The sequence below is a fragment of the Streptomyces sp. NPDC001568 genome, assembly GCF_042893755.1.
Lineage (GTDB): Bacteria > Actinomycetota > Actinomycetes > Streptomycetales > Streptomycetaceae > Streptomyces.
Genome location: NZ_JBIAVF010000013.1, coordinates 154,125 through 177,759 on the forward strand (window position 1 = coordinate 154,125; position 23,635 = coordinate 177,759).

The 23,635-nt window shown below is 74.4% G+C and carries 23 protein-coding genes; 11 read left to right on the top strand and 12 right to left on the bottom strand.

What is annotated here, in order from left to right:
* Positions 1-140 precede the first annotated feature (140 nt).
* The 3 genes from ACFY0I_RS24445 to ACFY0I_RS24455 all read left to right on the top strand — a co-directional run bounded on the left by ACFY0I_RS24445 (position 141) and on the right by ACFY0I_RS24455 (position 3,271).
* On the top strand, positions 141-1,064 hold the full coding sequence (locus tag ACFY0I_RS24445; RefSeq protein WP_388899549.1) for a glycerophosphodiester phosphodiesterase: 924 nt from the start codon (positions 141-143) through the stop codon (positions 1,062-1,064).
* A gap of 121 nt (positions 1,065-1,185) precedes the next feature.
* Positions 1,186-1,749: a methylated-DNA--[protein]-cysteine S-methyltransferase gene (locus ACFY0I_RS24450; RefSeq protein ID WP_388899551.1), complete on the top strand. Its 564-nt coding sequence runs from the start codon at positions 1,186-1,188 to the stop codon at positions 1,747-1,749.
* Between the two features lie 202 nt (positions 1,750-1,951).
* Positions 1,952-3,271, top strand: coding sequence for an MFS transporter (locus tag ACFY0I_RS24455; protein WP_388899554.1), 1,320 nt, complete (start codon positions 1,952-1,954; stop codon positions 3,269-3,271).
* Between the two features lie 24 nt (positions 3,272-3,295).
* Here the strand turns inward: ACFY0I_RS24455 and ACFY0I_RS24460 are convergent, their stop codons facing one another.
* Together ACFY0I_RS24460 and ACFY0I_RS24465 are read right to left on the bottom strand one after the other, a co-directional pair.
* Positions 3,296-3,676, bottom strand: coding sequence for a cupin domain-containing protein (locus ACFY0I_RS24460; protein ID WP_388899556.1), 381 nt, complete (start codon positions 3,674-3,676; stop codon positions 3,296-3,298).
* A gap of 11 nt (positions 3,677-3,687) precedes the next feature.
* Positions 3,688-4,152 carry a class I SAM-dependent methyltransferase gene (locus ACFY0I_RS24465; protein WP_388899559.1) on the bottom strand — a complete coding sequence of 155 codons (465 nt, stop codon included), beginning with the start codon at positions 4,150-4,152 and terminating at the stop codon, positions 3,688-3,690.
* 82 nt (positions 4,153-4,234) lie between these two features.
* On the opposite strand from ACFY0I_RS24465, the gene ACFY0I_RS24470 reads away from it, so the two are divergent.
* On the top strand, positions 4,235-5,167 hold the full coding sequence (locus ACFY0I_RS24470; RefSeq protein ID WP_388899562.1) for a pseudouridine-5'-phosphate glycosidase: 933 nt from the start codon (positions 4,235-4,237) through the stop codon (positions 5,165-5,167).
* Positions 5,164-6,069, top strand: coding sequence for a carbohydrate kinase family protein (locus ACFY0I_RS24475; RefSeq protein ID WP_388899565.1), 906 nt, complete (start codon positions 5,164-5,166; stop codon positions 6,067-6,069). Before ACFY0I_RS24470 ends, ACFY0I_RS24475 begins: the two co-directional genes overlap by 4 nt.
* Positions 6,070-6,138: 69 nt before the next feature.
* Here the strand turns inward: ACFY0I_RS24475 and ACFY0I_RS24480 are convergent, their stop codons facing one another.
* Positions 6,139-6,795: a uridine kinase gene (locus tag ACFY0I_RS24480; RefSeq protein ID WP_388899568.1), complete on the bottom strand. Its 657-nt coding sequence runs from the start codon at positions 6,793-6,795 to the stop codon at positions 6,139-6,141.
* Between the two features lie 92 nt (positions 6,796-6,887).
* Between ACFY0I_RS24480 and ACFY0I_RS24485 the strand changes: the two genes are divergently transcribed.
* On the top strand, positions 6,888-8,333 hold the full coding sequence (locus tag ACFY0I_RS24485; protein WP_388899571.1) for a WGR domain-containing protein: 1,446 nt from the start codon (positions 6,888-6,890) through the stop codon (positions 8,331-8,333).
* A 110-nt stretch (positions 8,334-8,443) separates the two neighbouring features.
* On the opposite strand, the gene ACFY0I_RS24490 is transcribed toward ACFY0I_RS24485, so the two are convergent.
* A complete protein-coding gene (locus ACFY0I_RS24490; RefSeq protein WP_388899573.1) occupies positions 8,444-8,812 on the bottom strand; it encodes a cupin domain-containing protein in 369 nt (122 codons plus the stop codon).
* Positions 8,813-8,955: 143 nt separating this feature from the next.
* Between ACFY0I_RS24490 and ACFY0I_RS24495 the strand changes: the two genes are divergently transcribed.
* Entirely contained in the window at positions 8,956-9,609 is a 654-nt protein-coding gene (locus ACFY0I_RS24495; RefSeq protein WP_388899576.1) for a DUF2293 domain-containing protein, read from the top strand.
* Between the two features lie 148 nt (positions 9,610-9,757).
* Here the strand turns inward: ACFY0I_RS24495 and ACFY0I_RS24500 are convergent, their stop codons facing one another.
* Positions 9,758-10,480 carry a chaplin gene (locus ACFY0I_RS24500; protein ID WP_388899579.1) on the bottom strand — a complete coding sequence of 241 codons (723 nt, stop codon included), beginning with the start codon at positions 10,478-10,480 and terminating at the stop codon, positions 9,758-9,760.
* Positions 10,481-10,608: 128 nt separating this feature from the next.
* Here ACFY0I_RS24500 and ACFY0I_RS24505 point away from each other — a divergent pair, with 128 nt between their 5' ends.
* Positions 10,609-11,157 (top strand): hypothetical protein, encoded by a 549-nt coding sequence (locus ACFY0I_RS24505; RefSeq protein WP_388899582.1) that lies wholly within the window; start codon positions 10,609-10,611, stop codon positions 11,155-11,157.
* Here ACFY0I_RS24505 and ACFY0I_RS24510 read toward each other — a convergent pair.
* The 3 genes from ACFY0I_RS24510 to ACFY0I_RS24520 all read right to left on the bottom strand — a co-directional run bounded on the left by ACFY0I_RS24510 (position 11,138) and on the right by ACFY0I_RS24520 (position 17,355).
* Positions 11,138-12,343, bottom strand: coding sequence for an SWIM zinc finger family protein (locus ACFY0I_RS24510; RefSeq protein WP_388899584.1), 1,206 nt, complete (start codon positions 12,341-12,343; stop codon positions 11,138-11,140). The genes ACFY0I_RS24505 and ACFY0I_RS24510 overlap by 20 nt on opposite strands.
* Positions 12,340-15,219: an SNF2-related protein gene (locus ACFY0I_RS24515; RefSeq protein ID WP_388899587.1), complete on the bottom strand. Its 2,880-nt coding sequence runs from the start codon at positions 15,217-15,219 to the stop codon at positions 12,340-12,342. The genes ACFY0I_RS24510 and ACFY0I_RS24515 overlap by 4 nt, the downstream gene beginning before the upstream one ends.
* 138 nt (positions 15,220-15,357) lie before the next feature.
* Complete coding sequence (locus ACFY0I_RS24520) at positions 15,358-17,355, bottom strand: helix-turn-helix domain-containing protein (RefSeq protein WP_388899590.1); 1,998 nt, start codon at positions 17,353-17,355, stop codon at positions 15,358-15,360.
* Positions 17,356-17,375: 20 nt separating this feature from the next.
* Between ACFY0I_RS24520 and ACFY0I_RS24525 the strand changes: the two genes are divergently transcribed.
* Positions 17,376-18,029 carry a hypothetical protein gene (locus tag ACFY0I_RS24525; protein ID WP_388899593.1) on the top strand — a complete coding sequence of 218 codons (654 nt, stop codon included), beginning with the start codon at positions 17,376-17,378 and terminating at the stop codon, positions 18,027-18,029.
* 123 nt (positions 18,030-18,152) lie between these two features.
* A complete protein-coding gene (locus ACFY0I_RS24530; protein WP_388899596.1) occupies positions 18,153-18,413 on the top strand; it encodes a DUF6343 family protein in 261 nt (86 codons plus the stop codon).
* Positions 18,414-18,566: 153 nt separating this feature from the next.
* On the opposite strand, the gene ACFY0I_RS24535 is transcribed toward ACFY0I_RS24530, so the two are convergent.
* The 4 genes from ACFY0I_RS24535 to rpsA all read right to left on the bottom strand — a co-directional run bounded on the left by ACFY0I_RS24535 (position 18,567) and on the right by rpsA (position 22,447).
* Positions 18,567-19,013 (bottom strand): tetratricopeptide repeat protein, encoded by a 447-nt coding sequence (locus ACFY0I_RS24535; protein WP_388899599.1) that lies wholly within the window; start codon positions 19,011-19,013, stop codon positions 18,567-18,569.
* Between the two features lie 94 nt (positions 19,014-19,107).
* Positions 19,108-19,710: a dephospho-CoA kinase gene (gene coaE / locus ACFY0I_RS24540; protein WP_388899602.1), complete on the bottom strand. Its 603-nt coding sequence runs from the start codon at positions 19,708-19,710 to the stop codon at positions 19,108-19,110.
* A gap of 84 nt (positions 19,711-19,794) precedes the next feature.
* Complete coding sequence (locus ACFY0I_RS24545) at positions 19,795-20,733, bottom strand: PAC2 family protein (protein ID WP_388899605.1); 939 nt, start codon at positions 20,731-20,733, stop codon at positions 19,795-19,797.
* 196 nt (positions 20,734-20,929) lie between these two features.
* Complete coding sequence (gene rpsA / locus ACFY0I_RS24550; RefSeq protein WP_281206708.1) at positions 20,930-22,447, bottom strand: 30S ribosomal protein S1; 1,518 nt, start codon at positions 22,445-22,447, stop codon at positions 20,930-20,932.
* A gap of 350 nt (positions 22,448-22,797) precedes the next feature.
* Between rpsA and ACFY0I_RS24555 the strand changes: the two genes are divergently transcribed.
* On the top strand, positions 22,798-23,634 hold the full coding sequence (locus ACFY0I_RS24555) for a class I SAM-dependent methyltransferase (RefSeq protein WP_388899609.1): 837 nt from the start codon (positions 22,798-22,800) through the stop codon (positions 23,632-23,634).
* Position 23,635: the final 1 nt, after the last annotated feature.

The window sequence follows — 23,635 nt, forward strand, 5'->3', positions numbered from 1 at the left end:
ACGCAGCAGCACGGCTCACGCCCCGAGGGGCCCCGCGCTCGCACGGGCCCGGCTCCCCCACGCCCTCACGACCCGCACGACTCCCACGCCCGTCACATCCCTCATGACCCTCATGACCCTCATGACCCGAGGAGACGCAGATGTACGTCGTCCGACCCGCCGCCGCGGCCGCCGCCGCATTCCTGGGACTCACCCTCACCGTGCTGTGCGGAATGGTCGCGTCCGGCGCCCCCGGCCCGGGTCCCGCGACCACATCCGCGGGACCGGGACCGATGGGCCTCGGCGGCCCCGTCGTGTTCGCGCACCGGGGAGCCTCGGCGTACGCCCCGGAGAACACCCTCGAAGCGATCGACCTGGCGCGGGAGCTGGGCTTCGACTGGGTGGAGAACGACGTCCAGCGCACCGCCGACGGCGAGCTGGTGGTGATCCACGACGACACCCTGACGCGTACGACGGACGTCGAGGAGGTGTTCCCCGACCGGGCGCCGTGGCGGGTCCGGGACTTCACGGCGGACGAGATCGCCCGGCTGGACGCGGGGAGCTGGTTCGGCGACGGCCGCTGGACGGGGGCCCGGGTGCCGACGCTGCGCGCGTACCTGGACCGGGTGCGGCGGAACCAGCAGCGGCTGCTGCTGGAGATCAAGAAGCCCGAGCTCTACCCGGGGATCGAGGAACGGACCCTGGAGGTGTTGGACGGGGCCGGGTGGCTCGACGAGTGGCACGTCACCGACCGACTGGTGGTGCAGAGCTTCAGCGCCGACTCGGTCCGCGTCGTGCACGACCTGCGCCCCGACCTGGTGACGGCGTTCCTCGGCACACCGGCGGTGGCCGACCTGCCGCGCTACGCCGAGTTCACCGACCGGATCAACCCCTTGCACTCGACGATCTCGGCGGACTGGGTGGCGGCGGTGCACCGGCTGCCGGGCGCCCACGGCCGGGCCATGGAGGTGGACACCTGGATCGTGGACGACGCGGCCACGGCCCGCAAGGTCCAGGACATGGGGGTCGACGGGATCATCACGAACGCCCCCGACGTGGTGCGCGAGGCGGTGGGCGGGTTCTGAGCCCGCTCGGGGGAAGCCGGGCGGGCAGGAAGTCCGTCCGCCGGGCGGCCGGGAAGCGCGTCCGCCGGCCGCTCTCCCGGTGACCGGCCGCGTTGTCCGTGCGGGGCCGTACGGTGGACGCGTGGACAGCACCGAGCGGCCCCGCGGGCCGCACCTCGAATGGACCGTCGTCACCAGTGACATCGGTCCCCTGCTCCTGGCCGCCACCCCCGAGGGGCTGGTCCGGGTCGAGTTCCATGCCGGACCCGACCGGGCCGACCGGATGATCGGCGCCCTGGTCTCGCGGCTCGGCGCCGACGCCGTGCGCCCGCAGCCGGGCGCGGAGGTGCTGCTGGCGGAGCCGATACGCCAGCTGAAGGCCTACTTCGCCGGCTCGCTGCGGCGCTTCGAGCTGCCGCTGGACTGGCGGCTCAGCTCGGGCTTCAACCGCCAGGTGCTGCTGGAGCTGGACCGGACCGTGCCCTACGGATCGGTCGTCGGGTACGGCGAGCTCGCCGCCCGCGTCGGCCAACCGGGCGCGGCCCAGGCCGTGGGCAACGCCATGGGGTCGAACCCGCTGCCGCTGGTGGTGGCCTGCCACCGGGTCGTGGAGAACGATGGCGGCATCGGGGGCTTCGGGGGCGGCGTGGAGACCAAGCGGATCCTGCTCGCCCTGGAGGGCGTACTGCCGCAGCCCCTGTTCTGACCTGTGCGCCGACCCGCGTGCTGAGCTGCCCTGCGACCTGCGCCTTCGGGTCGCGGCGGGCCTTGCGCCCGGCCGGCGTCGCGGTCCGATACCCGGTTCCCCCGTGCGGTGGCGGGTGGGACACTTCGCCCGTGACGACTCCTGCCGCATCAGGCCTCACCCACCGCCTCCCGCCCCCGCCCCCGCGACGGGGGTGTCCGGCGTGAGCGCCTCCCCCGGGGCGGCGGCCCCCTCCCGCGTCCCCGCGGGCAAGGGCGGGCCGGTCGACGCGGCCGCGCTGCCGGGGATCCGGCGCAGGATCGCGGGCGTCCTGATCGCCGCCCAGGCGATCGGCGGGCTCGGCGTGCCGATCAGCATCGCCCTGGCCCCCGTACTGGCCACCGAGATCAGCGGGACGGAGGCGCTGTCCGGCTTCGCCTCCACGGCGGCGGTGATCGGCACCGCGCTCGTCTCGTTGCCGCTGGCCGCCCTGATGACCGCGAAGGGGCGGCGGCCCGGGCTCGTCCTCGGGTACGCCGTCGGCGCGCTCGGCGCGGGCCTCGTGGTGCTGGCCGCCTCGATCAAGAGCTTCCCGCTCCTCATGATCGGCATGGCCGCCTTCGGCGCGGCCTCCTCCGCCAACCTCCAGGCCCGGTTCGCCGCCGCCGACCTCGCGGAGCCCGACCGCCGGGCCCGCGCCATCTCCGTGGTCGTCTGGGCCTCCACCGTCGGCGCGGTGCTCGGCCCCAACCTGTCGGCCCCGGCCAGTGACAGCTTCGCCGGCACCTCCATACCCCAGACGGCCGGTCCGTTCGTCTGGGCCGCCGCCGTCTTCCTCCTCACCGGCACGCTGCTCGGCGTGTTCCTGCGGCCCGACCCGCTGCTGACGGCCCGGGCCCTGGCCCCGGCCTCGGAGCAGGGCCGAGAGGGGCGCTCGCTGCGCGCCGGGTTCGCCGCCGTCAAGGCGTCGCCCCGGGCCCGCCTCGCCCTGCTGACCGTCGCCGTGTCCCACACGACCATGGTTTCGATCATGGTGATGACCCCGGTCGACCTGGGCCACCACGGCGCCGACCTCCGGTTCGTGGGCCTGGTCATCAGCGGCCACCTCGCCGGGATGTTCGCCTTCTCCCCCATCATGGGATGGCTCGCCGACCGCCTCGGCCGGCTCACCGTGATCGGCCTCGCGGCCGGTCTGCTGTCCGTCGCCGCCCTCCTCGCCGGCACCGCGCACGGCAGTCACACCCGCAGCGCCCTGGGCCTCTTCCTGCTCGGGCTGGGCTGGTCCGCGGGCATGGTCGCCGGGTCCGCGCTGCTGACCGACTCGGTGCCGCAGCCCGCGCGGGCCGCCGTCCAGGGCCTGAGCGACCTGACGATGAACACCGCCGCCGGCGTCGGCGGCGCCGCGGCCGGCCTGATCATGTCCCAGGCCGGCTACGGCTGGCTCAACGCCATCGGCGCCGCGCTGCTGCTCCCGATGGCCGCGCTGGCCCTGTTCACGGCCCGGCGCGGGCCCGGGCCCGCGAAGGACGGGGCGGACGCGTAGGGCCCGGGGTTGGACGCGCGGGGCTCAGCAGTTGATGTGGTAGGCCTTGCGCAGCGTCTCGTGGACGGTCCAGGTGGTCCTGTCGCCCTCCCGCAGCACGCAGGCCGAGCCGGGGCCCACCTCCAGGGTGGCGCCGCCCTCGACCTCGATGGTGGCGCGACCGCTGACGACGACGAACAGCTCGTCGGCCTCGGTGTCGGTGACCACGCCGGGGGTGATCTGCCAGATGCCCCGGATCTGCGAGCCGTCCGCGGACTCCCACACCACCTTGCCGGTCACCACGGGTGTGCCGGAGAGGATCTGGGCGGGGTCGAGCTCCTCGGTCTCCAGCTCGGCGTCGGGGACGTCGGCGACGGAAACGGCGAAGGAGGCGGGGGCGGCGGGCCTGTGGTCATCGGTGTTCATGGCGCGTCAGCCTAGGGCCGGGCCGGCGGGCGCGGGGTGTTCAGAGCGTCCAGCGTGGGCCGTGCGGACGCGTCATTCCGTCGAGCGGGTACGCGGCGCCGACCGCCGGGCCCCCGTACGGGCCGGTGGGAGCCGGTGGTGGCCGGCAGGTGCCGGACGGACTCGCCCGATCCGGCTTCCCGCACATCGGGCCGTCGCCTCCTCGGGCGGGGTCCAGGAGGTGGCCCCCGAGGCGTGCGCAAGCCACCCGGGCGCAGCGCCCGCCGGGTTTCGGCCAGAGCGGCGCGGACGCCCTCGGCGGTCAGCCGGTGCGGCAGGGCGCCGCCGGCGCGCGCCAACGCGTCGAAGGAGGCGTCCGCGAACGGCAGGGCCCGCATGTCCAGGGCCCGGCCCCGCCGGGTCGCGCCGGCGTCCCGGGGCGCGTACGTGAGGTCGTAGTGGTCGGCGAGTTCGTCGTGGAAGCCGCGCGCGTCCACCGGGGCACGCTACTCGGACAGGTTCGCGCCGGAGCGGGGACAGCGCGTTTGGGGGCGCGAATCACGTGCCATGGATGGGGACATGCCACAGCACAGAGCATCCGAGGTCCCGGTCCTGTCGGAAGAGGTACGCGAGGCGCTCGACGCCGGGCGGCCCGTCGTCGCCCTGGAGTCGACGATCATCGCGCACGGCCTGCCCCGCCCCCGCAACCTGGCGGTGGGGCTGGAACTGGAGTCCCTGGTGCGGGCGGAGGGCGCGGTTCCGGCGACGATCGCGGTGCTCGACGGGGTGGCGTACGCGGGCCTCGACAAGGCCCGCCTGGAGCGGATCGCCTCGGGCGGCGACGTACGCAAGCTCGGTCACCGGGACCTGGCTCCGGCCCTGGCGACGGGCGCGACCGGGGCGACGACGGTGTCCGCCACGGCCCTGCTCGCTGCGCGGGCCGGGTTGCGGGTGTTCGCCACGGGCGGGCTGGGCGGGGTGCACCGGGAGTGGGCGCGGTCGTTGGACGAGTCGGCCGACCTGTCGTTGCTCGCCCGGACCCGGATCACGGTGGTGTGCGCGGGGGTGAAGTCGATCCTGGACGTACCGGCGACGCTCCAGCGGCTGGAGACGCTGGGGGTGGGGGTGCTCGGCTACGGCACCACCCGCTTCCCCGGCTTCTACCTGGCGGACTCCGGCGAGCCGGTGGACTGGACCGTGCACCGGCCCGAGGAGGTGGCCGAGGTGATGGCCGCCCAGGACGCCGTCGGAGGACCGGATTCCGCGCTGCTGGTCGCCAACCCCGTCCCGGAGGCGGAGCAGTTGGATCCCGAGTTGCACGACCGGGTCCTGACCGAGGCCCTCACCGAGTGTCGGGAGCGGGGCATCACGGGACAGGCGGTGACGCCGTTCCTGCTGGGGTTCCTGGTGCGGGCGACGGGCGGCGCCTCCCTGGAGGCGAACCTGGCGGCGGTACGGGGCAACGTACGGCTCGGCGCCCGCATCGCGCGGGCCTGGGCGGCGCGGCCGTGACCGGCGCACCGGGAGCCCTGCTGGTGGTCGGCGACGTGGTCACGGACGTCGTGGCGGTGCACGGCGAACCCCTGGCCCCGGCCACCGACACCACCGCCCGGATCCGCACCCTGCCGGGCGGGGCGGGCGCCAACGCCGCCTGCTGGGCGGCCCGTACGGGCACCGCGGAGGTGCGCCTCCTCGCGCGGGTGGGTTCCGAATCGGCGCGCTGGCACGAACGGGCGCTGGTCGACGCGGGGGTGCGGCCCCGGCTGGTGATCGACCGGTCGGAGCCGACGGGGACGGTCGTGGCCCTGGTCGGCAAGGACGCCGAGCGCACCTTCCTGACCGACAGCGGGGCCTCCTTGCGCCTGTGCCCCGCCGACTGGGCGCCGGCCCTGCTGGACGACGCCGCGCACCTGCACCTGTCGGGGTACCTGTTCTTCGCCGACTCCAGCCGGGAACTGGCCCTGGTCGCGCTGCGGGCGGCGCGCACGCGGGGCGTGCAGGTCAGCGTGGACCCCGCGTCGGCCGGGTTCCTCGCCGCGCTGGGCCGGGAGCGGTTCCTGACCGCCGTGGCCGGGGTCGGCGTGCTCCTGCCCAACGAGGACGAGGCCCGGGTGCTGGCCGGTCTGCCGGAGCCGGCCGGGGTGGCGCGCGCGGCCGAGGAACTGAGCCTGCGGGCGGCGCTGGTGGTGGTGACGCTCGGCGCGGGCGGGGCCCTGGTCGCGGAGGGCGGCCGGATCACCGCCGAGGTCGGGGCGGAGCCCGTCGAGGCGGTGGACTCCACCGGCGCCGGAGACGCGTTCACCGGCGGCTTCCTCGCCGCCCGGCTGGACGGCGCGGACCCGGTGGAAGCCGCCCGCGCGGGCTGCCGGACGGCGGCCCTGGCGGTCGGCCGGCTGGGCGGTCGGCCCTCGTAGGACGACGCGGAGGGGGGCCGCCCGGGGCGCTGTCGGAGCCGGCCCCCGCCCGTGCGCACGTACGTCGGCTCAGTCCGGCAGGCCGCTCCAGGCCGGGTGGCGCGGGTCGTCCGCCTTGACCAGGACGTCGGCGGCCGTGGCCGGTGCGGTCTCCCGCGCGTAGCGGGCGAAGGCCGGCAGCGTCCAGCGTTCGGGCTCCTCGGTGCGGCGGGCGAGCGCCCCGGGCGAGAGGCCGATGTGCACGCTGAGGTCGAACGGGAACCAGTGCCCCAGCAGGAGCGGCCCGTGCACGATCACCACGCCGCCCGGGGCGAGTTCGACGTAGGGGCTGCGGGTGGCCCGGTCGGTCACCGGGTCCCACAGGTCGGGCAGCACCCGCCCGCTGCCGCCGGGGTCGGTCGGGCCGAAGACCTCGCGCCACAGGGCGCCGGTGTCGTACCAGCCGCCGAGGTAGGAATCGACGTCCTGGCGCCCGTACTCGAAGCGGAGCGACGCCGGCCGCAGGAAGCCCCCGGCGGCCACGACCAGGACCGAACGGCCGCGCAGGCGCAGCGCGTCGGCGAGGTGACCGGCCAGGACGTCGGTCGCGGCGGCGGGCGCGCCGTCGATGCCGACGCGCTGCCAGGTCCCCGGTGCGGGGTCGTCGGCGGGGGCTGCGCCGGGGGTGTCGAGGTGGGCGGCCAGCCGGCCGGCCAGCCGCTGCCAGGTGATCGCATGGAGCTGCACCCGCCCATTGTCAGTGGCGGGGCCTAGTTTTTTCCACGAAGGGATCACCGGTGGACAGGAGCCGGCGGCCCGGCTCTGAGGAGGGGTCTGTCATGGCTCGGGAGACGACGTACCTGGAGCTGTCGCAGGACGACGGCGCGGCGCACAAGTTCTACGAGGTGACGGTCGAGGGCACCGCCGTCTCGGTGCGGTACGGACGCATCGGCGCCGAGGGCCAGTTGCAGAGCTCCTCCTTCCCGACGGCCGAGAAGGCCCGGGCGGCCGCCGCCAAGAAGGTCGGCGAGAAGGTCCGCAAGGGGTACGCGCCGGCGGTGCGGGGCGTGCGCGCCGCGCGCTCGGTGACCCGCCGCCAGGTCGCGTCGGCGCCGTCGACGGCGCGCGCCGTGGCCCCGGTGCTGTGGCGGTTCCGTACCGGCTCCTCGGCGTTCGGGATCCACGTGGACGAGGACCGCTGCTGGGTCGGCAACCAGGCCGGCGACGTCTACACGGTGAGCCACGGCGGTGAGGTGCTGGCCCGGTACTCCCTGCCGGACGGGGTGAAGTGCCTGGTCGCGGACGACTTCTGGATATACGCGGGCTGCGACGACGGCACCGTGTACGACCTGTCGTCGAAGGTCCCGTTCGGGGCGTACGGCATCGCTGCGGACGTGGACATCTACTGGCTCGACATCCATGAGGGCGTACTGAACGTCTCGGACGCGAACGGCGGCCTGACCGTCATCGACCACGAGGACGAGCACCAGTGGTCGCGGAAGTCCTCCGGGGGCGGCGCGTGGATGGTCCGGGCCGACGAGCACGCGGTCTACCACGGCCACGGCAACGGCGTGACGGCCTACGCGGCGGACGGTACCGGCGAGTTGTGGCACACGAAGACGCCGGGCGGGGTGCTGTTCGGTTGGCAGGAGGAGCACTCCGTGTACGCGGGGACGGCGCGCAACACCGTGCAGCGGCTGTCGAAGGCGACGGGCGCGGTCGAGGCCTCGTACCCGTGCGACGCGGCCGTGTACTCCTGCGCGACCTCGCCGGACGGTCGGCACGTGTTCGCGGGTGACTCGTCCTCCTCGGTGTACTGCTTCGACGCCGACGGACACCGGTTGTGGAAGCTGGGCACCGGCGGCGGTTCCGCGCTGTCGATGCAGTACCTGGACGGGCGGCTGTACCTCGTCACCACGGACGGTTCGCTGGTGTGCGTGGACGCGAGCGAGGCGGCGATCGCGGCCGCCCAGCAGGGTTCCGTCCCCACCGCGTTGGACGTGAAGTCGGCGGCGGCCCTGCCGGTCTTCACCCCGGCGGCCTCGGCCGCGGCGGTGGCGACGGTCTCACGGGCATCGGTGCCGGTCGGCGGTGTCGTGGTCGAGTGCGTCCAGCAGGGGACCCGGATGCGGGTGCAGGTGATCTCCGAGGGCTTCGACTCGGGGTGGCACGTGCAGTTCCCGCGCGGCATCCGGGAGGTGGGGGCGCGGTACGTGGTGGACGGGCTGCACCCGGCCGCCGGCGGCTTCTACCGGGTGCGCGGGGAGATCCGCCGCCTGGTCTGAGCGGGCGGGGGCGGGGGCGCGCCGCCGGGCGGGTGTGGTCGGTGTCCGTGGTGGACGGGGGTCTCCACGGACACCGGCCCGACCCGCCCGGCGGCAAGCCCGCGTCCGGCTCAGTGGGAGTGTTCCGGGCAGCCGCAGGGCGTGGCGCCGAGCGGGGCCGCCACGGATATCGCGAAGGGGGAGCCCTGCGGGAGGGCGCAGGTCACGTGCAGGACGATCGGCTCGCTGCCGAAGTTGCGGCCGAGGTGGACGTGTCCGAGGCCCTCCGGTTCGACGAAGGTGTCGCCGACGGTGTGCACCTCGACGGTGTCGTCGTCGAGGATCCGCGTCAGGGTGCCGGCCCTGACCACCGCCATCAGCGGCACCTGGTGGTAGTGCCAGCCGGTGCAGCCGCCGGGCGCTATGACGACTTCCCGGCGCACGAGGTCCGAGGGCGCCGTCGCCCTCGGGCGCCTCGCCATCGCCTGCCGTCCACCCATGCGCCCTCCTCCATGGGCCCCCGCGGCCCACCCGATCCGACTCACGGTAGGAGGACATCATGGCGGCGAGAAACAGTTGATGAAAGGCTAACAACCTATCTGTACAAGGTGATATACGCACCGGTCAGCGGTATCACCCCTGTATGAGCCTCGTCGTTTTCGAGTCACCGAAGCAGATCCACTGCGCGGACTGCCGGCAAGGTCCGCTGCGGCACCTCGTCCGGGAAGCCGGCGTGCCCCGGTGCCTGCACTGCGCCGACCTCGGGCACCTCGTCTACCTGCCGCGCGGCGACGCGGCGCTCACCCGGCGGGCCCGGGAGGCCAGTTCGCTGTCGGCCGTCGTCGTACGTCGTCACAAGCGCCGGCGCCGCTACGAACGGCAGGGCCTGCTCGTCGAGGAGGCGGCGCTGGCACACGCCGAACGGTCCTGCCTGGCGGACGCCGACGCGCGGGCCCGCCGTCGGGAACGCGACCGGCTGCGGCGGGCCGCCGAGGACGTACGGTTCACGGCCGCGTTCGGCGCCGAGATCCTGCGGCTGTTCCCGGGGTGTCCCCCGGACCGGGCGCGGGACATCGCCGCGCACGCCTCGCTGCGCGGCAGCGGCCGGGTGGGGCGCAGCGCGGCCGGCCGGGCCCTCGACGAACTGGCGGTGTCCGTTGCGGTCCGGGCGGCCGTGCGGCACACGGACACCGAGTACGACGCCCTGCTGATGGCGGGGGTCCCCCGGTTCGCCGCCCGGGCCCGACTGGCGGAACGGATCGACGCGATCCTGAACGGCTGGCGGGCGCGGCCGTAGCCCCCGGGCCGGGCTGCGGGCGAGGCCGACCGCGGCCTTCGGGCCGGGCGGCGGGCGGGCGCGGCGGCGACTCCCGGACCGGGGGCGGCAGTGGCGTGCGGCCGTATCCCGCGGCCCGGTGCGGCCGGCAGGATCCGTACGGGACGGTCTAGTTGAGGCGGAAGCGGCGGTAGAGCAGTGCGCCGCCGAGGAGGAGCCCGCCACCGGCCGGCAGCAGGTAGCCGAGGCCCTCGGAGCCGGTGTGGGCGAGCGCCGAGACGTGGCGCGGCGGCGCGGGCGGGGCGGGCGGCGTCACCGGCCTCGGCGCAACGGGCGGGGTGACGGGCGTGACCGGGGTGACCGGCGTGACGGGCTGCGGCGGCTTGCCCTCGGTGGGGGGTTGGCCGTTGACCGAGACGTTCCCTTGGGAGGTGTTGCCGATCCCGACGACGTTCACCGAGTTGCCGCTGAGGTTGAGCGGGAGCTCGACGGGGAGTTGGATGCCGTTGCCCGACAGGATGCCCGGGGAATCCTTTCCGCTGCCCTGGGCCACCGCTCCGCCTCCGTTGGCCGACCCGGAACCGGCAGAGGCTCCCCGGTCCGCCGAGCCGCCGGACCGCGGCCCGGAATTTCCGCCCCCGGGTGAGGAGTTCGTACAGCGGTTGCCGGCGGCGGAGTTGAGGACGCCGACCACGCTGACCGTGTTCCCGCAGACGTTGAGCGGGGTGTGCACCGGCAGTTGCACCAGGTTCCCCGACAGGAGTCCGGGCGAGCGCTCGGCGTTCCCACCTGCTTCCGCATCGGCGTGGGCCAGACCGCCCACCCCCGCGACCGCCAGTCCACCGCTCGCGACCATCGCCGCGATCAAGCCGTTCCGACGACTGTGACGCATCAGTTTTCCTGCCTTCCGGAGGGATAGAGGGGCATTGCCCCCACACCGGTGAACAACGCCGTAAACCCATTCGGGTTATAGAGGCGGTAGGCATTTCACTCCATCGTGTACTGGGTAGTGCCTACTTCATGACGGAACGACCGCTGCTCCTCCTCGACGTGGACGGCCCCCTCAATCCCTTCCGCTCACCCTTCGCCGCACTGCGCGGGTACACGAGCCACCGGATGCGACCGGACGTCTGGCTCTCCTACCGCGACCCCGATTCGCGTGCGGCCCGGCGCGGGGCCCGGGTCCGGCTCCACCCGTCCCACGGCGCCAGCCTGTTGGGCCTGCCGTTCGAGATCGTCTGGGCCACCGCCTGGACGCACCAGGCCAACACGATGATCTCCCCGCACATCGGCCTGCCCACCGACCTGCGGGTCGTCGAATGGCCCGAGATGTTCGCCCGCGACCCCGAGGGACTGTCCTGGAAGACGCGGGCACTCACCGAGTGGGCGGCGGGACGCCCCTTCGCCTGGGTCGACGACATGATCACGCCGCGGGACCGCGCCTGGGTCGCCGCCCATCATCCGGCCCCGGCGCTGCTCCTGAAGGTGCTGCCCCGACACGGGCTGCGACCGCGGGACTTCGCCGCCCTGACCCGGTGGGCGGGCGGGCTCAGCGGGACAGGGCCGTGACCGGGTCCGGGGAGGGCGCGGCGGCGGGCCACCAGTCCTCGTCGTCCGCGCGGGACTCGTAGGCGTACCAGAGGCCTTCGCGGCTGAGGCGGAGCTGACGGGTGCGGTCGGTGAGGCGGTTGCGTTCGGGGCGGAAGACGCCCAGACCGGCGGCCAGGAGGGCCGGGCGGGCCCGGTCGAAGGGGCCGGCCGGCGGGTCCCAGGCCTCGTCGAGGACGGTGAGCGCGGGCAGCCCGCCCTGCCGCCAGGCCGCGGCGGCCCGGGCGAGTTCGGTGGTGGACCGGCCGGTGGCGCGCGCGAGGTCGCGGTAGAGCCGCCGGGCGGGGCCGGTGAGCCCCGCGGTGTGGTGGGCCGAGGCCAGCCGGACGGCGTCCTGCCACAGGGTGAGGTGTCCCGTCGGGTCGGCCCCGGTGGTCAGCAGCGCGAGGGCGCGGGAGGCGGCGTCGGTGGCGAGTTGGTCCAGGGCCAGCGGGTCCGGGGCGCCGGGATCCGCCGGATACGCGGGCGGCAGGCCGACGGTCGCCGGCGGCGCGAGCGGGGCGGGCAGCGGGGGCAGGACGGTACGGGCCACCACCGCGCGGGCGGGTACCCCGGGGAAGTCCGACGCCGTGTCGGGCTGTTCGCGGGCGGCATGGGCGGCGTTGCGGCGGGCGAGCTCGTCGAGGAGCTCCCGCTCGCCCCGGCCGCGCAGCAGGAGCAGGACGAACGGGTCCTGATCGAGGAGCCGGGCCGCCCGGTAGCAGAGGGCCGCGGCGTGCTTGCAGGGCGGCCGCGCCGTGTCGGGGCAGGAACAGCGCGGCACGAGCTCACCGGCCCCGGGCAGGATCGTCTCCGCGAGCGACTGCGGAACTTCCCGTTCGAGCAGGGCCGCGAGGGCGGCCGGATCCGCCGCCACCGCCTCCAGGAGCTCCGCCCACTCACTGTCCGCGAAGGCGGCCAGCGACAGCTCGGTGCGGTACGGGCGGGCCCTGCTGCCCCGGACGTAGGCCACGATCCGGCCGGGGGTGACCGTGACGGCCTCGACGTGGCCTTCCGTGGCGTACGTACGACCGCGCGCGAGCCGGGCCGCGTCGTGGGCACGGGCCTCCAGGGCGGCGACCCAGGCCCGCCCCCACCAGGTCGCGGCCTCCACCCCGGCGGGCACGGTCTCGAAGGTGCGGCGACGGTCGTCACGCGCGGTGATCATGCGGGCCTCCGCAGCGAGACCAGGTCGGCCAGTTCACGGTCGGTCAGTTCGGTCAGGGCGGATTCGCCGGAGCCGAGGACGGCGTCCGCGAGGGCTCGTTTGGCTTCGAGGAGTTCGGCGATGCGGTCCTCGACCGTGCCCTCGGCGATGATCCGGTGGACCTGGACGGGTTGGGTCTGGCCGATGCGGTAGGCGCGGTCGGTGGCCTGTTCCTCGACGGCCGGGTTCCACCAGCGGTCGAAGTGCACGACGTGCCCGGCACGGGTCAGGTTGAGGCCGGTGCCGGCCGCCTTCAACGACAGCAGGAACACGGGCACCTCCCCGGACTGGAAACGGTCGACGAGCTCCTCACGGCGCGGGACGGGCGTCCCCCCGTGCAGGAACTGGTGGGAGATGCCACGGGCCGCGAGGTGCCGCTCGATGAGCCGGCCCATCGTCACGTACTGGGTGAACACCAGCACCGAGCCGCCCTCGGCGAGAATCGTGTCCAACAGCTCGTCCAGCAGGGCGAGTTTGCCCGACCGGTGCGGGATCCGGGGCGGATCCTCCTTCAGGTACTGGGCGGGGTGGTTGCAGATCTGCTTGAGCGAGGCCAACAACTTCATGATCATGCCGCGGCGTTCGATGCCCTCGCTCGCCTCGATCACGGCCATCGCCTCCTCCACCGCCGCCTGGTAGAGGGACGCCTGCTCGCGGGTCAGGGACACCGGGTGGTCGGTCTCCGTCTTCGGCGGCAGCTCGGGCGCGATGCCCGGGTCGGACTTCTTGCGCCGCAGCAGGAACGGCCGCACCAGCGCGGCCAACCGGGCCACCGCCGCCTCGTTGCCGCCGTCCTCCTCCTGCTGGTGCTCGACCGGACGCGCGTGCCGGGCACGGAAGGCGGTGAGGGGGCCGAGCAGCCCCGGGGTGGTCCAGTCGAGCAGGGCCCACAGCTCGGACAGGTTGTTTTCCACCGGGGTCCCGGTGAGCGCGACGCGGGCCGGCGCCGGGATCGTCCGCAACGCCTTCGCCGTCGCCGAATGCGGATTCTTGACGTGCTGCGCCTCGTCGGCGACGACCATGCCCCAGCTCTGCCCGCCGAGCCGGGCGGCGCCGGCGCGCATCGTCGCGTACGTGGTGAGGACGAAGCCGCCGTCGAGGCCGTCGAGGGTGCGGCTGCCGCCGTGGAAACGGCGTACGGGCGTGCCCGGCGCGAACCTCTCGATCTCGCGCTGCCAGTTGCCGAGGAGCGAGGCCGGGCAGACGACGAGGGTCGGCTCGGGGCGGTCCCGGTGCAGGTGCAGCGCGATGAGCGTGACCGTCTTGCCCAGGCCCATGTCGTCGGCCAGACACCCGCCGAGACCGAGCGAGGTCATCAGGTCCAGCCAGGCCAACCCCCGCAACTGGTAGTCCCGCAGGGTCGCCTTGAGGGCGGCGGGCGGGGCGATCGGGGGCAGGTCCCCGGTCAGCCGGTCCCGCAGCGCGGCCAGCGCGCCCACCGGAACGGCGGGCACCGGCTCCCCGTCGACCTCGGCCGTCCCGCTCAGGACGGTGGCCAGCGCGTCCACCGGATCCAGCAGCCCCAGCTCGCGCTTGCGCGCCTTGCGCACCAGCGCCGGGTCGACCCGGACCCATTGGTCGCGCAGCCGCACCACCGGCCGGTGCGCCTGGGCGAGGGCGTCCATCTCGCCCGGGGTGAGCCGGTCGCCGCCCAGGGCCAGCTCCCAGGAGAAGGCGAACAGCCCCGCCGCGTCGAAGAAGGCGGTGCCGTCGGTGGCGGAACCCGGCGCCGTGGACCGTACGACGGCGGTCGCCGACAGCGTACGGGCCAATTCGCGCGGCCAGTGGACCAGCACTCCGGCCGCCGCGAGTCGGGGCGCGACGGCGCCCAGCAGGTCCTCCAGCTCCGGGTCGCAGAGCGCGAGGGCGTCCGGCACCGGCTGGTCGAGCAGGCGCAGCAGCGGCGGCCAGATCCGGGCGGCGCGGCGCAGCGCGAGCACGGCGTCGATCCGGGCGCGCGGCCCGAACGCGGCGGCGGCCGCACCCGCCCACAGCAGGCCGGCGTCGGTCACCAGCGTCGGATCGGCAAGGCTGTGGACCTGGACGACGGCGGCGCCCGCACGCCGCACGTCCTGCGGCTCCGCCTCGTCGAACAGGCGGAACGACGACAGGTCGAGCCGGAGCGAGATGCCCACCCCCGTGTCGGCGCCGGCGGCGACCTGCGCGGCCCATTCCTGTATCCCCGGCACCCGCTGCGGCTCCCGCGCGGCGAACGGCCGGCCGGCGGCGACGGGCGCGGCCGGGGTACGGGGCAGCGTGTCGGCGACGGCGTCGAGGAAGGCCCGCACCAAGGCCTCCGGTTCGGGCAGGCTCAGCGGGCGGCGGCCGACGAGCGGGGTGGCGTACCCCTCGTACGGCAGGGCGGCGGCGACGGCGCGCAGGTGTCCCACGTCCTGCGCGTCGAGCGGCCCGGCACGCCACGCGTCGATGCCCTCGGGGGTGACACCGGGCAGCAATCGGCCCCGCGCCACCAGGGACAGCGCCTGGATGGCGGCGGTGCCCCAGGCCCGGGCGGCGGGTGAGGCGCAGGCGCTGCGCGGTGCGTGGACGAGGGCGGCGAGGGCCTCGGTGACGGACAGGGCGACGGCGGGGACGGTGCGGGTGCGGACCCCGTCACCGTGCGGCCGGACCACCTGGAGCGCGAGCGGGCTCCCGGCCTCGGGCAGCGGATCCCCGGCCGGACTCCAGAGGGCGACCCGCCCCTCGCGGGGCACCGCGGCCGGGAGGAACACGGCGGCGCAGCGGAGCAACGACGCCACCGACTGCGACGGCGGCTGCGTCCGGCCCTGCGCATGCGCAGGCGCCTGCGCATGCGACTGCCCTCGCGCTTGCGGCATCACGGCGTCGTCCCCCTTCCCGTCCTGCTCGACCGGCTCCGCCCGGTCATGGTGGATCCACTGCCGCCGAGTCTAGGCGGGCCCACCGACAAAGGCGCTGACCTGCGACGACGGCCCCACCCCCCGGGCTTCCCCGGGCTACTTCGCCCAGCGGCCCAGCTCGCTCGCGAAGCCGTACTCGGGCCGCCCGGCGGTGGCGCTCGTCCGCCAAGGCCGCCCGCCGTCGTCGAGGCGGAGCGTGCCGGCTCCGGCGGGGCCGCTCCAGCGGAGTTCGAGGTACCAGTCGCAGTCGCAGCCCGTGGCAGCGGCCACCACCCGCAGCACGACCGGTTGAGCCGCGGACACCCGCATCGGGAACACCGGCGCCGGGATCCGGTCCCCGCCGTCGTTCCCCGCGACCGGTCGCGCCTGCGGCCGCGGCGCGTCCAGGTTGACGGCGAACCCGGCCGGGGTGAGGGCGCCGCCGCAGCCCTGGGACATCTGGTAGACGTTCCAGGCGGGCGGGGAGCGCCGCGCGGTGACCCGGACCTGGAGGTCCTGGAGGACCACGGCCCCCTCCCCCGGCCCGTGCAGGGTGACCTCGACGGTCTGGCTGCCGGCGTGCACGGCCCGCTGCGCCTGCGCCCAGGCGGGCGCGTCGGGCTCCAGCGGGGGCGGGGGCACCTCGGTCGGGCCCCGCTCCGACAGGTAGGCGTGCTCGCAGCCCGCCGCCCACACGTGGGACCGTACGGCTGCCTTGAGCGGCGCCACGGCCGGTACGGGTGCCGTCGGCGACGGAGCCGCGGGCGGGGAGGCGCCGGCCGACGCCGAACCGGACACGGATGCCGACGCCGAGGCCGACGCCGAACCGGAGGCCGACGGGGAGCCGACCGGCGGAACCGACCCCGGCGCCGAGGGACCGGCCGACGCCCCGCCCGCGCCCGCGGTCGAGGTCACCGGCGCCCCGGCGACCGCACCCCCCACCGGCACCTGCCCCGAGGGCCGCTCCGGCCCCGCGACGACCAACACCCCGGCCACCACCACAACGGCCGCCACCCCGGCAGCCACCACCACACCCCGCCGCCGGTACCACCCCCGCCGCGCCACGGCTTCGGCCCCGGCAGCGTCGTCCGAAGCGAACGACGACGGGGATCCGGACGCGGGCGCCGCCACTGACCCGGTGGTCCCGGGCTCGGACGCGGCCCCGGGTGCGGACCCGGACGCGGGGGCGGGCTCGAGCGCGTCCTCCCCCAGGCGTACGGTGACCGGCGCCGCCCGGGGCACCGTGGGGGCCGGCGGGTCCGGAACCGCCTCGGGCAGCACCTCCGAGACGCGACCGGACGCCACGGATTCCGCTCCCACGGCCCGACCGGTAGCGGCCACCACGGGAGGTGCCGCCGGGCACGGGCCGCGCCGCGCCTCGGGCGCCGCGTCCCGAAACGGGCCGGGCAGCACCCCGGAGGCGGGCTCCGAAACCCCGCCGGACGCCACCACGGGCCCCGCCGCCGGGGGCGAGCCGGGGGCCGCCTCGGCCGGGGAGTCCGTCGCCGGGACCCGGCCGGGCGCCGGCGTCCCGGGGACGCCCGAAGTCGTCGGCCCCGCCGGCGCATGATCCCGGTCCCGCACCGCGTGCGCCACTGCCTCGGAACCGCCCGGAGCCACCGGCCGCGCCGCCTCCCCCGACTCCACCGGCACGCCCGGAGCCTGCGGCTCCACCGGCTCCACCACCCGGTCACGCTCCGGAGCCTGCGGCTCCACAGCCGCCGCCGAGCGGCGGCGGGCGTCCGCCAGGAGCCAGGCCCGGTGGAGGGACAGGGCCTCCGCGCCCGTCGCCCCGCAGGCCCGCGCGAAGCGGTCCACCGACGCGAACTCCGCCGGCACCGCCTCCCCGTTGCAGTACCGGTGCAGGGTCGACGTACTCGTGTGCAGCCGGCGGGCCAACAGCCCGTAGCTCAGTCCCGCGCGTTCCTTCAGTTCCCGCATCAGCCGCGCGAACGCCTCCGTCTCGGTCGGCCCCTTCGCCGGTCGTTCCGCCCCGCCCACAGCGCTCCCCCGTCCCGTCCCGTGACTCCGTTCCACCCAGGGGGTGTTCCCCCAGGTGACGGTGTGTACGGCCGTTCCAGTGTCCCGGATCCGGCGCGTTCCCTGGCCTGACACCCCAGGGCGGGGGAAGGCTGTTGACGCAGTCGACCTTCAACCGCACTTCGTACGGGGAGAACACCGTGTTCCGACGCTCCGCCCTGGCCACCGCCGTCCTCGCGGCCGCCGCCGCCCTGCTCATGACCACCTCCACGACCGCGACGGCCGCCGCGACCGCGCCCGGCTTCCTCAACGGCACCGACCTGCCGCCGCACTCCTCCTCCCCCTGGTTCGCGGGGAAGGTCACCAAGGGGCTGCCGGAGAACGCGCCGTTCTGCCTGGAGGGCGTCCTCCCGGCGGCCGGCAGCTGGCACCGCACCTTCGGCACCGAGTTCGACACCGGCGCCGCGCAGATCTCCGTACGGACCGCCTCGAACGCCGCCGCCGCCAAGCTCGTGACGACCCTGGAGCGCAAGGTCGCGGCGTGCGCCGCGGACTGGCTGCGCGCGACCCCGGGCGGGACGGCCTCCTGGCAGGACTACGGGAAGATCGCCGTCGAGGAGGGCGCGCACGTCTACGGGGTCCACGCCTCCATTCCGGAGTCCGAGCCGGGCGTGCACCTCTTCGGCATCGGACGTGACGGCGCCACGGTGACCGTCGTGAACTGGGGCCAGATGGGATACCTGGCCGACGCCCCCGTCCCCGCCTTCAAGAAGACGACCACCACCGCCGTCAAGAAGCTCAACCCGTAGCCCCGGTCCTGCCCCGCGCCCGCCTCCGAGTGGGACCATGGAAGCGAGGGTCCGCTCGGCCGGCGGGCGCGCGGGGCGGGCGGTCCGGGGCCGAGTCGAGCGATGCGGGACGAGGCGATGCGCATGCGTTCCGGAAACGAGCCGGTGACCGCCCGAAGCCCGCTGCGGCTGCGGTTCTGGCTGAGCCTGTGGGGGCTGATCTGGGCCGCGGCGGGGACGGTCGCCTTCTCACTGGGCGGGCGACCAGGCTGGGCGGCCGCCTGCGGCGTCGTCGCCCTGCTGGCGGCCGTGGACCTGGTGGTCGTGACCCGGCACATCCGCCAGGGCCCGCACTACCAGCCGGGCCGTGACGTCCCCCCGTACGAACCTCCGCACACCCGGTAGCCGCACACCCGGCGGCCGGGGCGCTCGACCGCGCGGCCGGCCCGGCCGGTCCTCCGAAGAGGCGGTGAGGTCCACGTCGTCGAAGGGGGCGGCGCTGCGTCACTAGGCCGGCCGTCCTGCCGTGCGCCGGCGGGCCACGCCCCGTCCCGCTGCCTACGGGTTGTCGTCGAACCGGGCCGCCGCCAGGTACTCGGGCTGCGGATCGAGGGCGGCGGCCAGCCGGAAGTGACGGCGGGCCTGCTCGCGCCGCCCGGAACGTTCGTGGGTGCGGGCGAGGGCGTAGTGGGCGAAGGCGTTGTCCGGCTCCCGCTCCAGCACCAGCTCGAATTCCAGCTCGGCGGGCCTCAGCTGCGCCGCCGCGAAGAAGGCGCGGGCGCGCAGCAGCCGGGCCGCGGTGTTCTCGGGGTGGGCGGCTATGACGGAGTCGAGGAGCTTGACCGCGCCGCGCGGGTCGCGGGCGGCCAGCAGCTGCTCGGCGGCCCGGAAGTCGATGACGTGCGTCTCGGGACTCGCGGACCCGGAAGACCTCGAACCGGACCGCCCGGAGTTCCCGGACGGCTCGGAGGGCTGCTGCGGGGGCGGGGGCGTGGTATCGGACACGGTGTCTTTCCTTCCCTCTACGGGCGCGTTCAACGCGCCCCGCCGCGCGCGCTATTCCACGCCGGCGCGGAACACCCCGCTCCGCCGGCCCTTCTCAGGCCCCGGCGGCCAGCTGCTCGAGCCGGTCCCACACGGTCCGTACCTGGGGCTCCAGCGCGTCCAGCGGTCCGTCGTTGTCGATGACGAGGGTGGCCACCGCCAGCCGCTGTTCCCGGGTCGCCTGGGCCGCCATGCGGGCCCGGGCGTCGTCCTCGGTCATCCCGCGCCGCGACGTCAGCCGGGCCAGCTGGGTTTCCGGGGAGGCGTCCACGACCACGACCAGGTCGTACAGGGACGCGAGCCCGTTTTCCGCGAGCAGCGGGACGTCGTGGACGACGATCGCGTCGGGCCCCGCCGCGCGTTCCAGCTCGGCGGAGCGGGCCCCGACGAGCGGGTGCACGATCGCGTTCAGGGTGCGCAGCTTGTCCGGGTCGCCGAACACGACGGCTCCGAGGGCTGGCCGGTCCAACGTTCCGTCCGGGGTGAGTACGGACGTCCCGAAGGCCTCCACCACGGCCGCGAGGCCGGGCGTACCCGGCTCCACGACCTCCCGCGCGATCCGGTCGGCGTCGACGACGACCGCCCCGTACCCCGCCAGCAACCGCGAGACCTCGCTCTTGCCGGCACCGATTCCGCCTGTCAGGCCCACTTTCAGCATGGTCGGCAGCCTAGGCCCCGCCGGGAGCCGGCGGCCAGGCCCCCGGCCCCCGGGTCCGCCCTGCCACCGGCCCGCTCCGACGGGCTACAGCTCTCCCTCGCGTTCCGCCAGGAACCGCTCGAAGTCGCGGCCGATCTCGTCGGCCGAGGGGATCTCGGCCGGCTCGGCGATCATGTTGCCGCGGGTCTCGGCTCCGGCGGCGGCGTCGTACTGGTGCTCCAGGCCCTGGACGAGGGTGACGAGTTCCTCGTCGCCCTCGCGGATCTGCCGGTCGATCTCGGTCTGCGTGCGGTGCGCCTCGGTCCGCAGGGCGTGCGCGACGGCCGGCAGCACCAGCCCGGTCGCCGCGGTGATCGCCTCCAGCGCGGTCAGGGCCGCGTCGGGGTACGGGGAACGGGCGACGTAGTGCGGTACGTGCGCGGCGACGCCGAGGACGTCGTGCCCGGACTGGCCGAGGCGGAACTCGACGAGCGATTCCGCGCTGCCGGGTACCTGGGCCTCGTCGAAGGGGCTGCGGTGGCCGGGCATGAGGTCCGTCCGGTTGCCGTGCGGGGTGATGCCGACGGGGCGGGTGTGCGGGACGCCCATCGGGATGCCGTGGAAGTTGACCGAGAGCCGGACCCCGAGCCGCTCGATGATCTGGCGGACGGCGACGGCGAAGCGCTCCCACTCCACGTCCGGCTCCGGGCCGGAGAACAGCAGGAAGGGCGCGCCGGTGGCGTCCTGGACGAGACGGACCTCCAGGCGGGGTTCCTCGAACTCCGTCCAGTGGTCGCGCTGGAACGTCAGCAGCGGCCGGCGGGCCCGGTAGTCCACGAGGCGGTCCGCGTCGAAGCGGGCCACGACCTGGTGGGGCAGGGTCTCCAGGAGCCGTTCGACGATCTGCTCACCGGCCTCGCCGGCGTCGATGTACCCCTCGAAGTGGTAGAGCATGACCAGTCCGGCCGAGTCCTGGGCCAGCGCCAGGTCGGCCACCGCCAGGCCCTTGGCGTCCCATTCGTACAAACCCTGTGGATCAAGCACTGTCACCATTCCTCCCTCGGCGCGTTCTCTGCCAAGAACGTCCAAGGAGGCGTCCGCATTCCCCAGTTGACGTCTTTCACAGGATCGCGGCGCGGGGACGACGACCGGGGAACGCGGAAAGGCCCGCCCCCCGAAGGGGACGGGCCTTTCCGTCGGTCTCAGCTCGGCTCACACCGGAGTGTGATGCGCGCTGCGATCAGCTCTGGCCGCCGGCCAGCTTCTCGCGGAGCGCGGCCAGGGCCTCGTCGGACGCCAGGGCGCCCGAGGTCTCGTCCGACTCCGAGGAGTACGAACCACCGGAGAGGCTGGCGCCGCCACCGGTGTTGCCACCGGCGGCCGGGGCGGCAGCGCCCTCGGCGGCAGCGGCCTCGTCGGCCTCGCGGCTCTTGATGACCTGAGCCTGGTGCTGCTCGAAGCGGACCTGCGCCTCGGCGTACTGGCGCTCCCACGTCTCGCGCTGGGTGTCGAAGCCCTCGAGCCAGTCGTTGGTCTCGGGGTCGAAGCCCTCGGGGTAGATGTAGTTGCCCTGGTCGTCGTAGGACGCGGCCATGCCGTACAGGGTCGGGTCGAACTCGACCGACGCCGGGTCGGCACCGAAGGACTCGTTGGCCTGCTTCAGCGACAGCGAGATCCGGCGACGCTCGAGGTCGATGTCGATGACCTTGACGAAGATCTCGTCGTTGACCTGGACGACCTGCTCCGGGATCTCCACGTGGCGCTCGGCCAGCTCGGAGATGTGGACCAGACCCTCGATGCCCTCGTCCACGCGGACGAACGCACCGAACGGAACCAGCTTGGTGACCTTACCCGGGACGACCTGACCGATCTGGTGCGTCCGGGCGAACTGCTGCCACGGGTCTTCCTGCGTCGCCTTCAGCGACAGGGAGACGCGCTCGCGGTCCATGTCGACGTCGAGAACCTCGACGGTGACTTCCTGGCCGACCTCGACAACCTCGGACGGGTGGTCGATGTGCTTCCAGGAAAGCTCGGAGACGTGCACGAGACCGTCGACGCCGCCCAGGTCCACGAAGGCACCGAAGTTGACGATCGAGGAGACGACGCCGGAGCGGACCTGACCCTTCTGCAGGGTGGTGAGGAACGTCTGGCGAACCTCGGACTGGGTCTGCTCGAGCCAGGCGCGGCGGGACAGGACCACGTTGTTGCGGTTCTTGTCCAGCTCGATGATCTTCGCCTCGAGCTCCTTGCCCACGTAGGGCTGGAGGTCGCGGACGCGACGCATCTCGACGAGAGAGGCCGGCAGGAAGCCACGGAGGCCGATGTCGAGGATGAGACCACCCTTGACGACCTCGATGACGGTACCGGTGACGATGCCGTCTTCTTCCTTGATCTTCTCGATCGTGCCCCAGGCACGCTCGTACTGAGCGCGCTTCTTGGACAGGATCAGACGGCCTTCCTTGTCCTCCTTCTGGAGAACCAGGGCCTCGATCTCGTCGCCGACCTTGACGACCTCGTTCGGGTCGACGTCGTGCTTGATCGAGAGCTCGCGGCTCGGGATCACGCCCTCCGTCTTGTAACCGATGTCGAGGAGAACCTCGTCCCGGTCCACCTTGACGATGACGCCGTCGACGATGTCGCCGTCGTTGAAGTACTTGATCGTCTCGTCGATCGCCGCGAGGAACGCGTCCGCGTCGCCGATGTCGTTGACCGCTACCTGCGGAGGGGTGGTGGCGGTGGTCTCGGTGCTGCTCGTCATGTGGGAAAGGGCTCCGGTTACGGACAGAAAGTCGTAGGTACTGCTACGCCGGGAGCCCTTATCGGCATCTGCCGAAGCCGGACAGCCAAGGAAGCCCAGATCCGCACGAGCGGCAGGGCCTCGAAAACCGAGGGGACATCAACAGAGGCAAGCGCAGCCTGCTAGGTCTGAGGAGCACAGGCTCGCAGCGCAACTTGTAGCATACGGGGGCAGCTGGACAGGGTCAATGCGCGAAGGCGCACACCCCGGGCAGATCACCGCACAACCGGCACAATTCGTGGGCACAGCAGCCCCGATGGGCAATCCACATGGATTTCCCGAGCCATCCGCAGACTACGACGACGGGCCCCATGAACCAAGAGTCCTACGCCAAGCCGGCCCCCGAAGACCCCGAGGACGACGCGCAGGCCACCCGACGTGACGCCGGGGACGCGGAGAGCAGTCGCGCGAACCGTGGCTGGTGGGACCGCAACGCCGACGAGTACCAGAGCGAGCACGGCGCCTTCCTCGGCGACGACCGCTTCGTCTGGGGACCCGAGGGACTGGACGAGGCGGAGGCCGCGCTGCTCGGTCCGGCGGACTCCCTCAAGGGCAAGGACGTCCTGGAGATCGGCGCCGGCGCCGCCCAGTGCTCCCGCTGGCTGGCCGCCCGGGGCGCCCGCCCGGTGGCGCTCGACCTCTCGCACCGCCAGCTCCAGCACGCCCTGCGCATCGGCGACGACGTCCCCCTGGTGGAGGCGGACGCCGGCAGGCTGCCCTTCCGCGACGGTTCGTTCGACCTGGCCTGTTCCGCCTACGGCGCGGTCCCCTTCGTCGCCGACCCGGTCAACGTGATGCGCGAGGTCCGCCGCGTGCTGCGCCCGGGCGGCCGCTGGGTCTTCTCCGTCACCCATCCCATCCGCTGGGCCTTCCCCGACGAGCCCGGCCCCGAAGGGCTGTCCGTCGCGGCGTCCTACTTCGACCGGACCCCGTACGTGGAACAGGACGAGGACGGCGACGCCGTCTACGTCGAGCACCACCGCACGATCGGGGACCGGGTCCGGGACGTGGTCGCGGGCGGGTTCCGGCTCGTGGACCTGGTCGAGCCGGAATGGCCCGCCTGGAACGCCCAGGAATGGGGCGGCTGGTCCCCGCTGCGCGGCAACCTGATCCCGGGAACCGCGATCTTCGTGTGCGAGAGGGACTGAT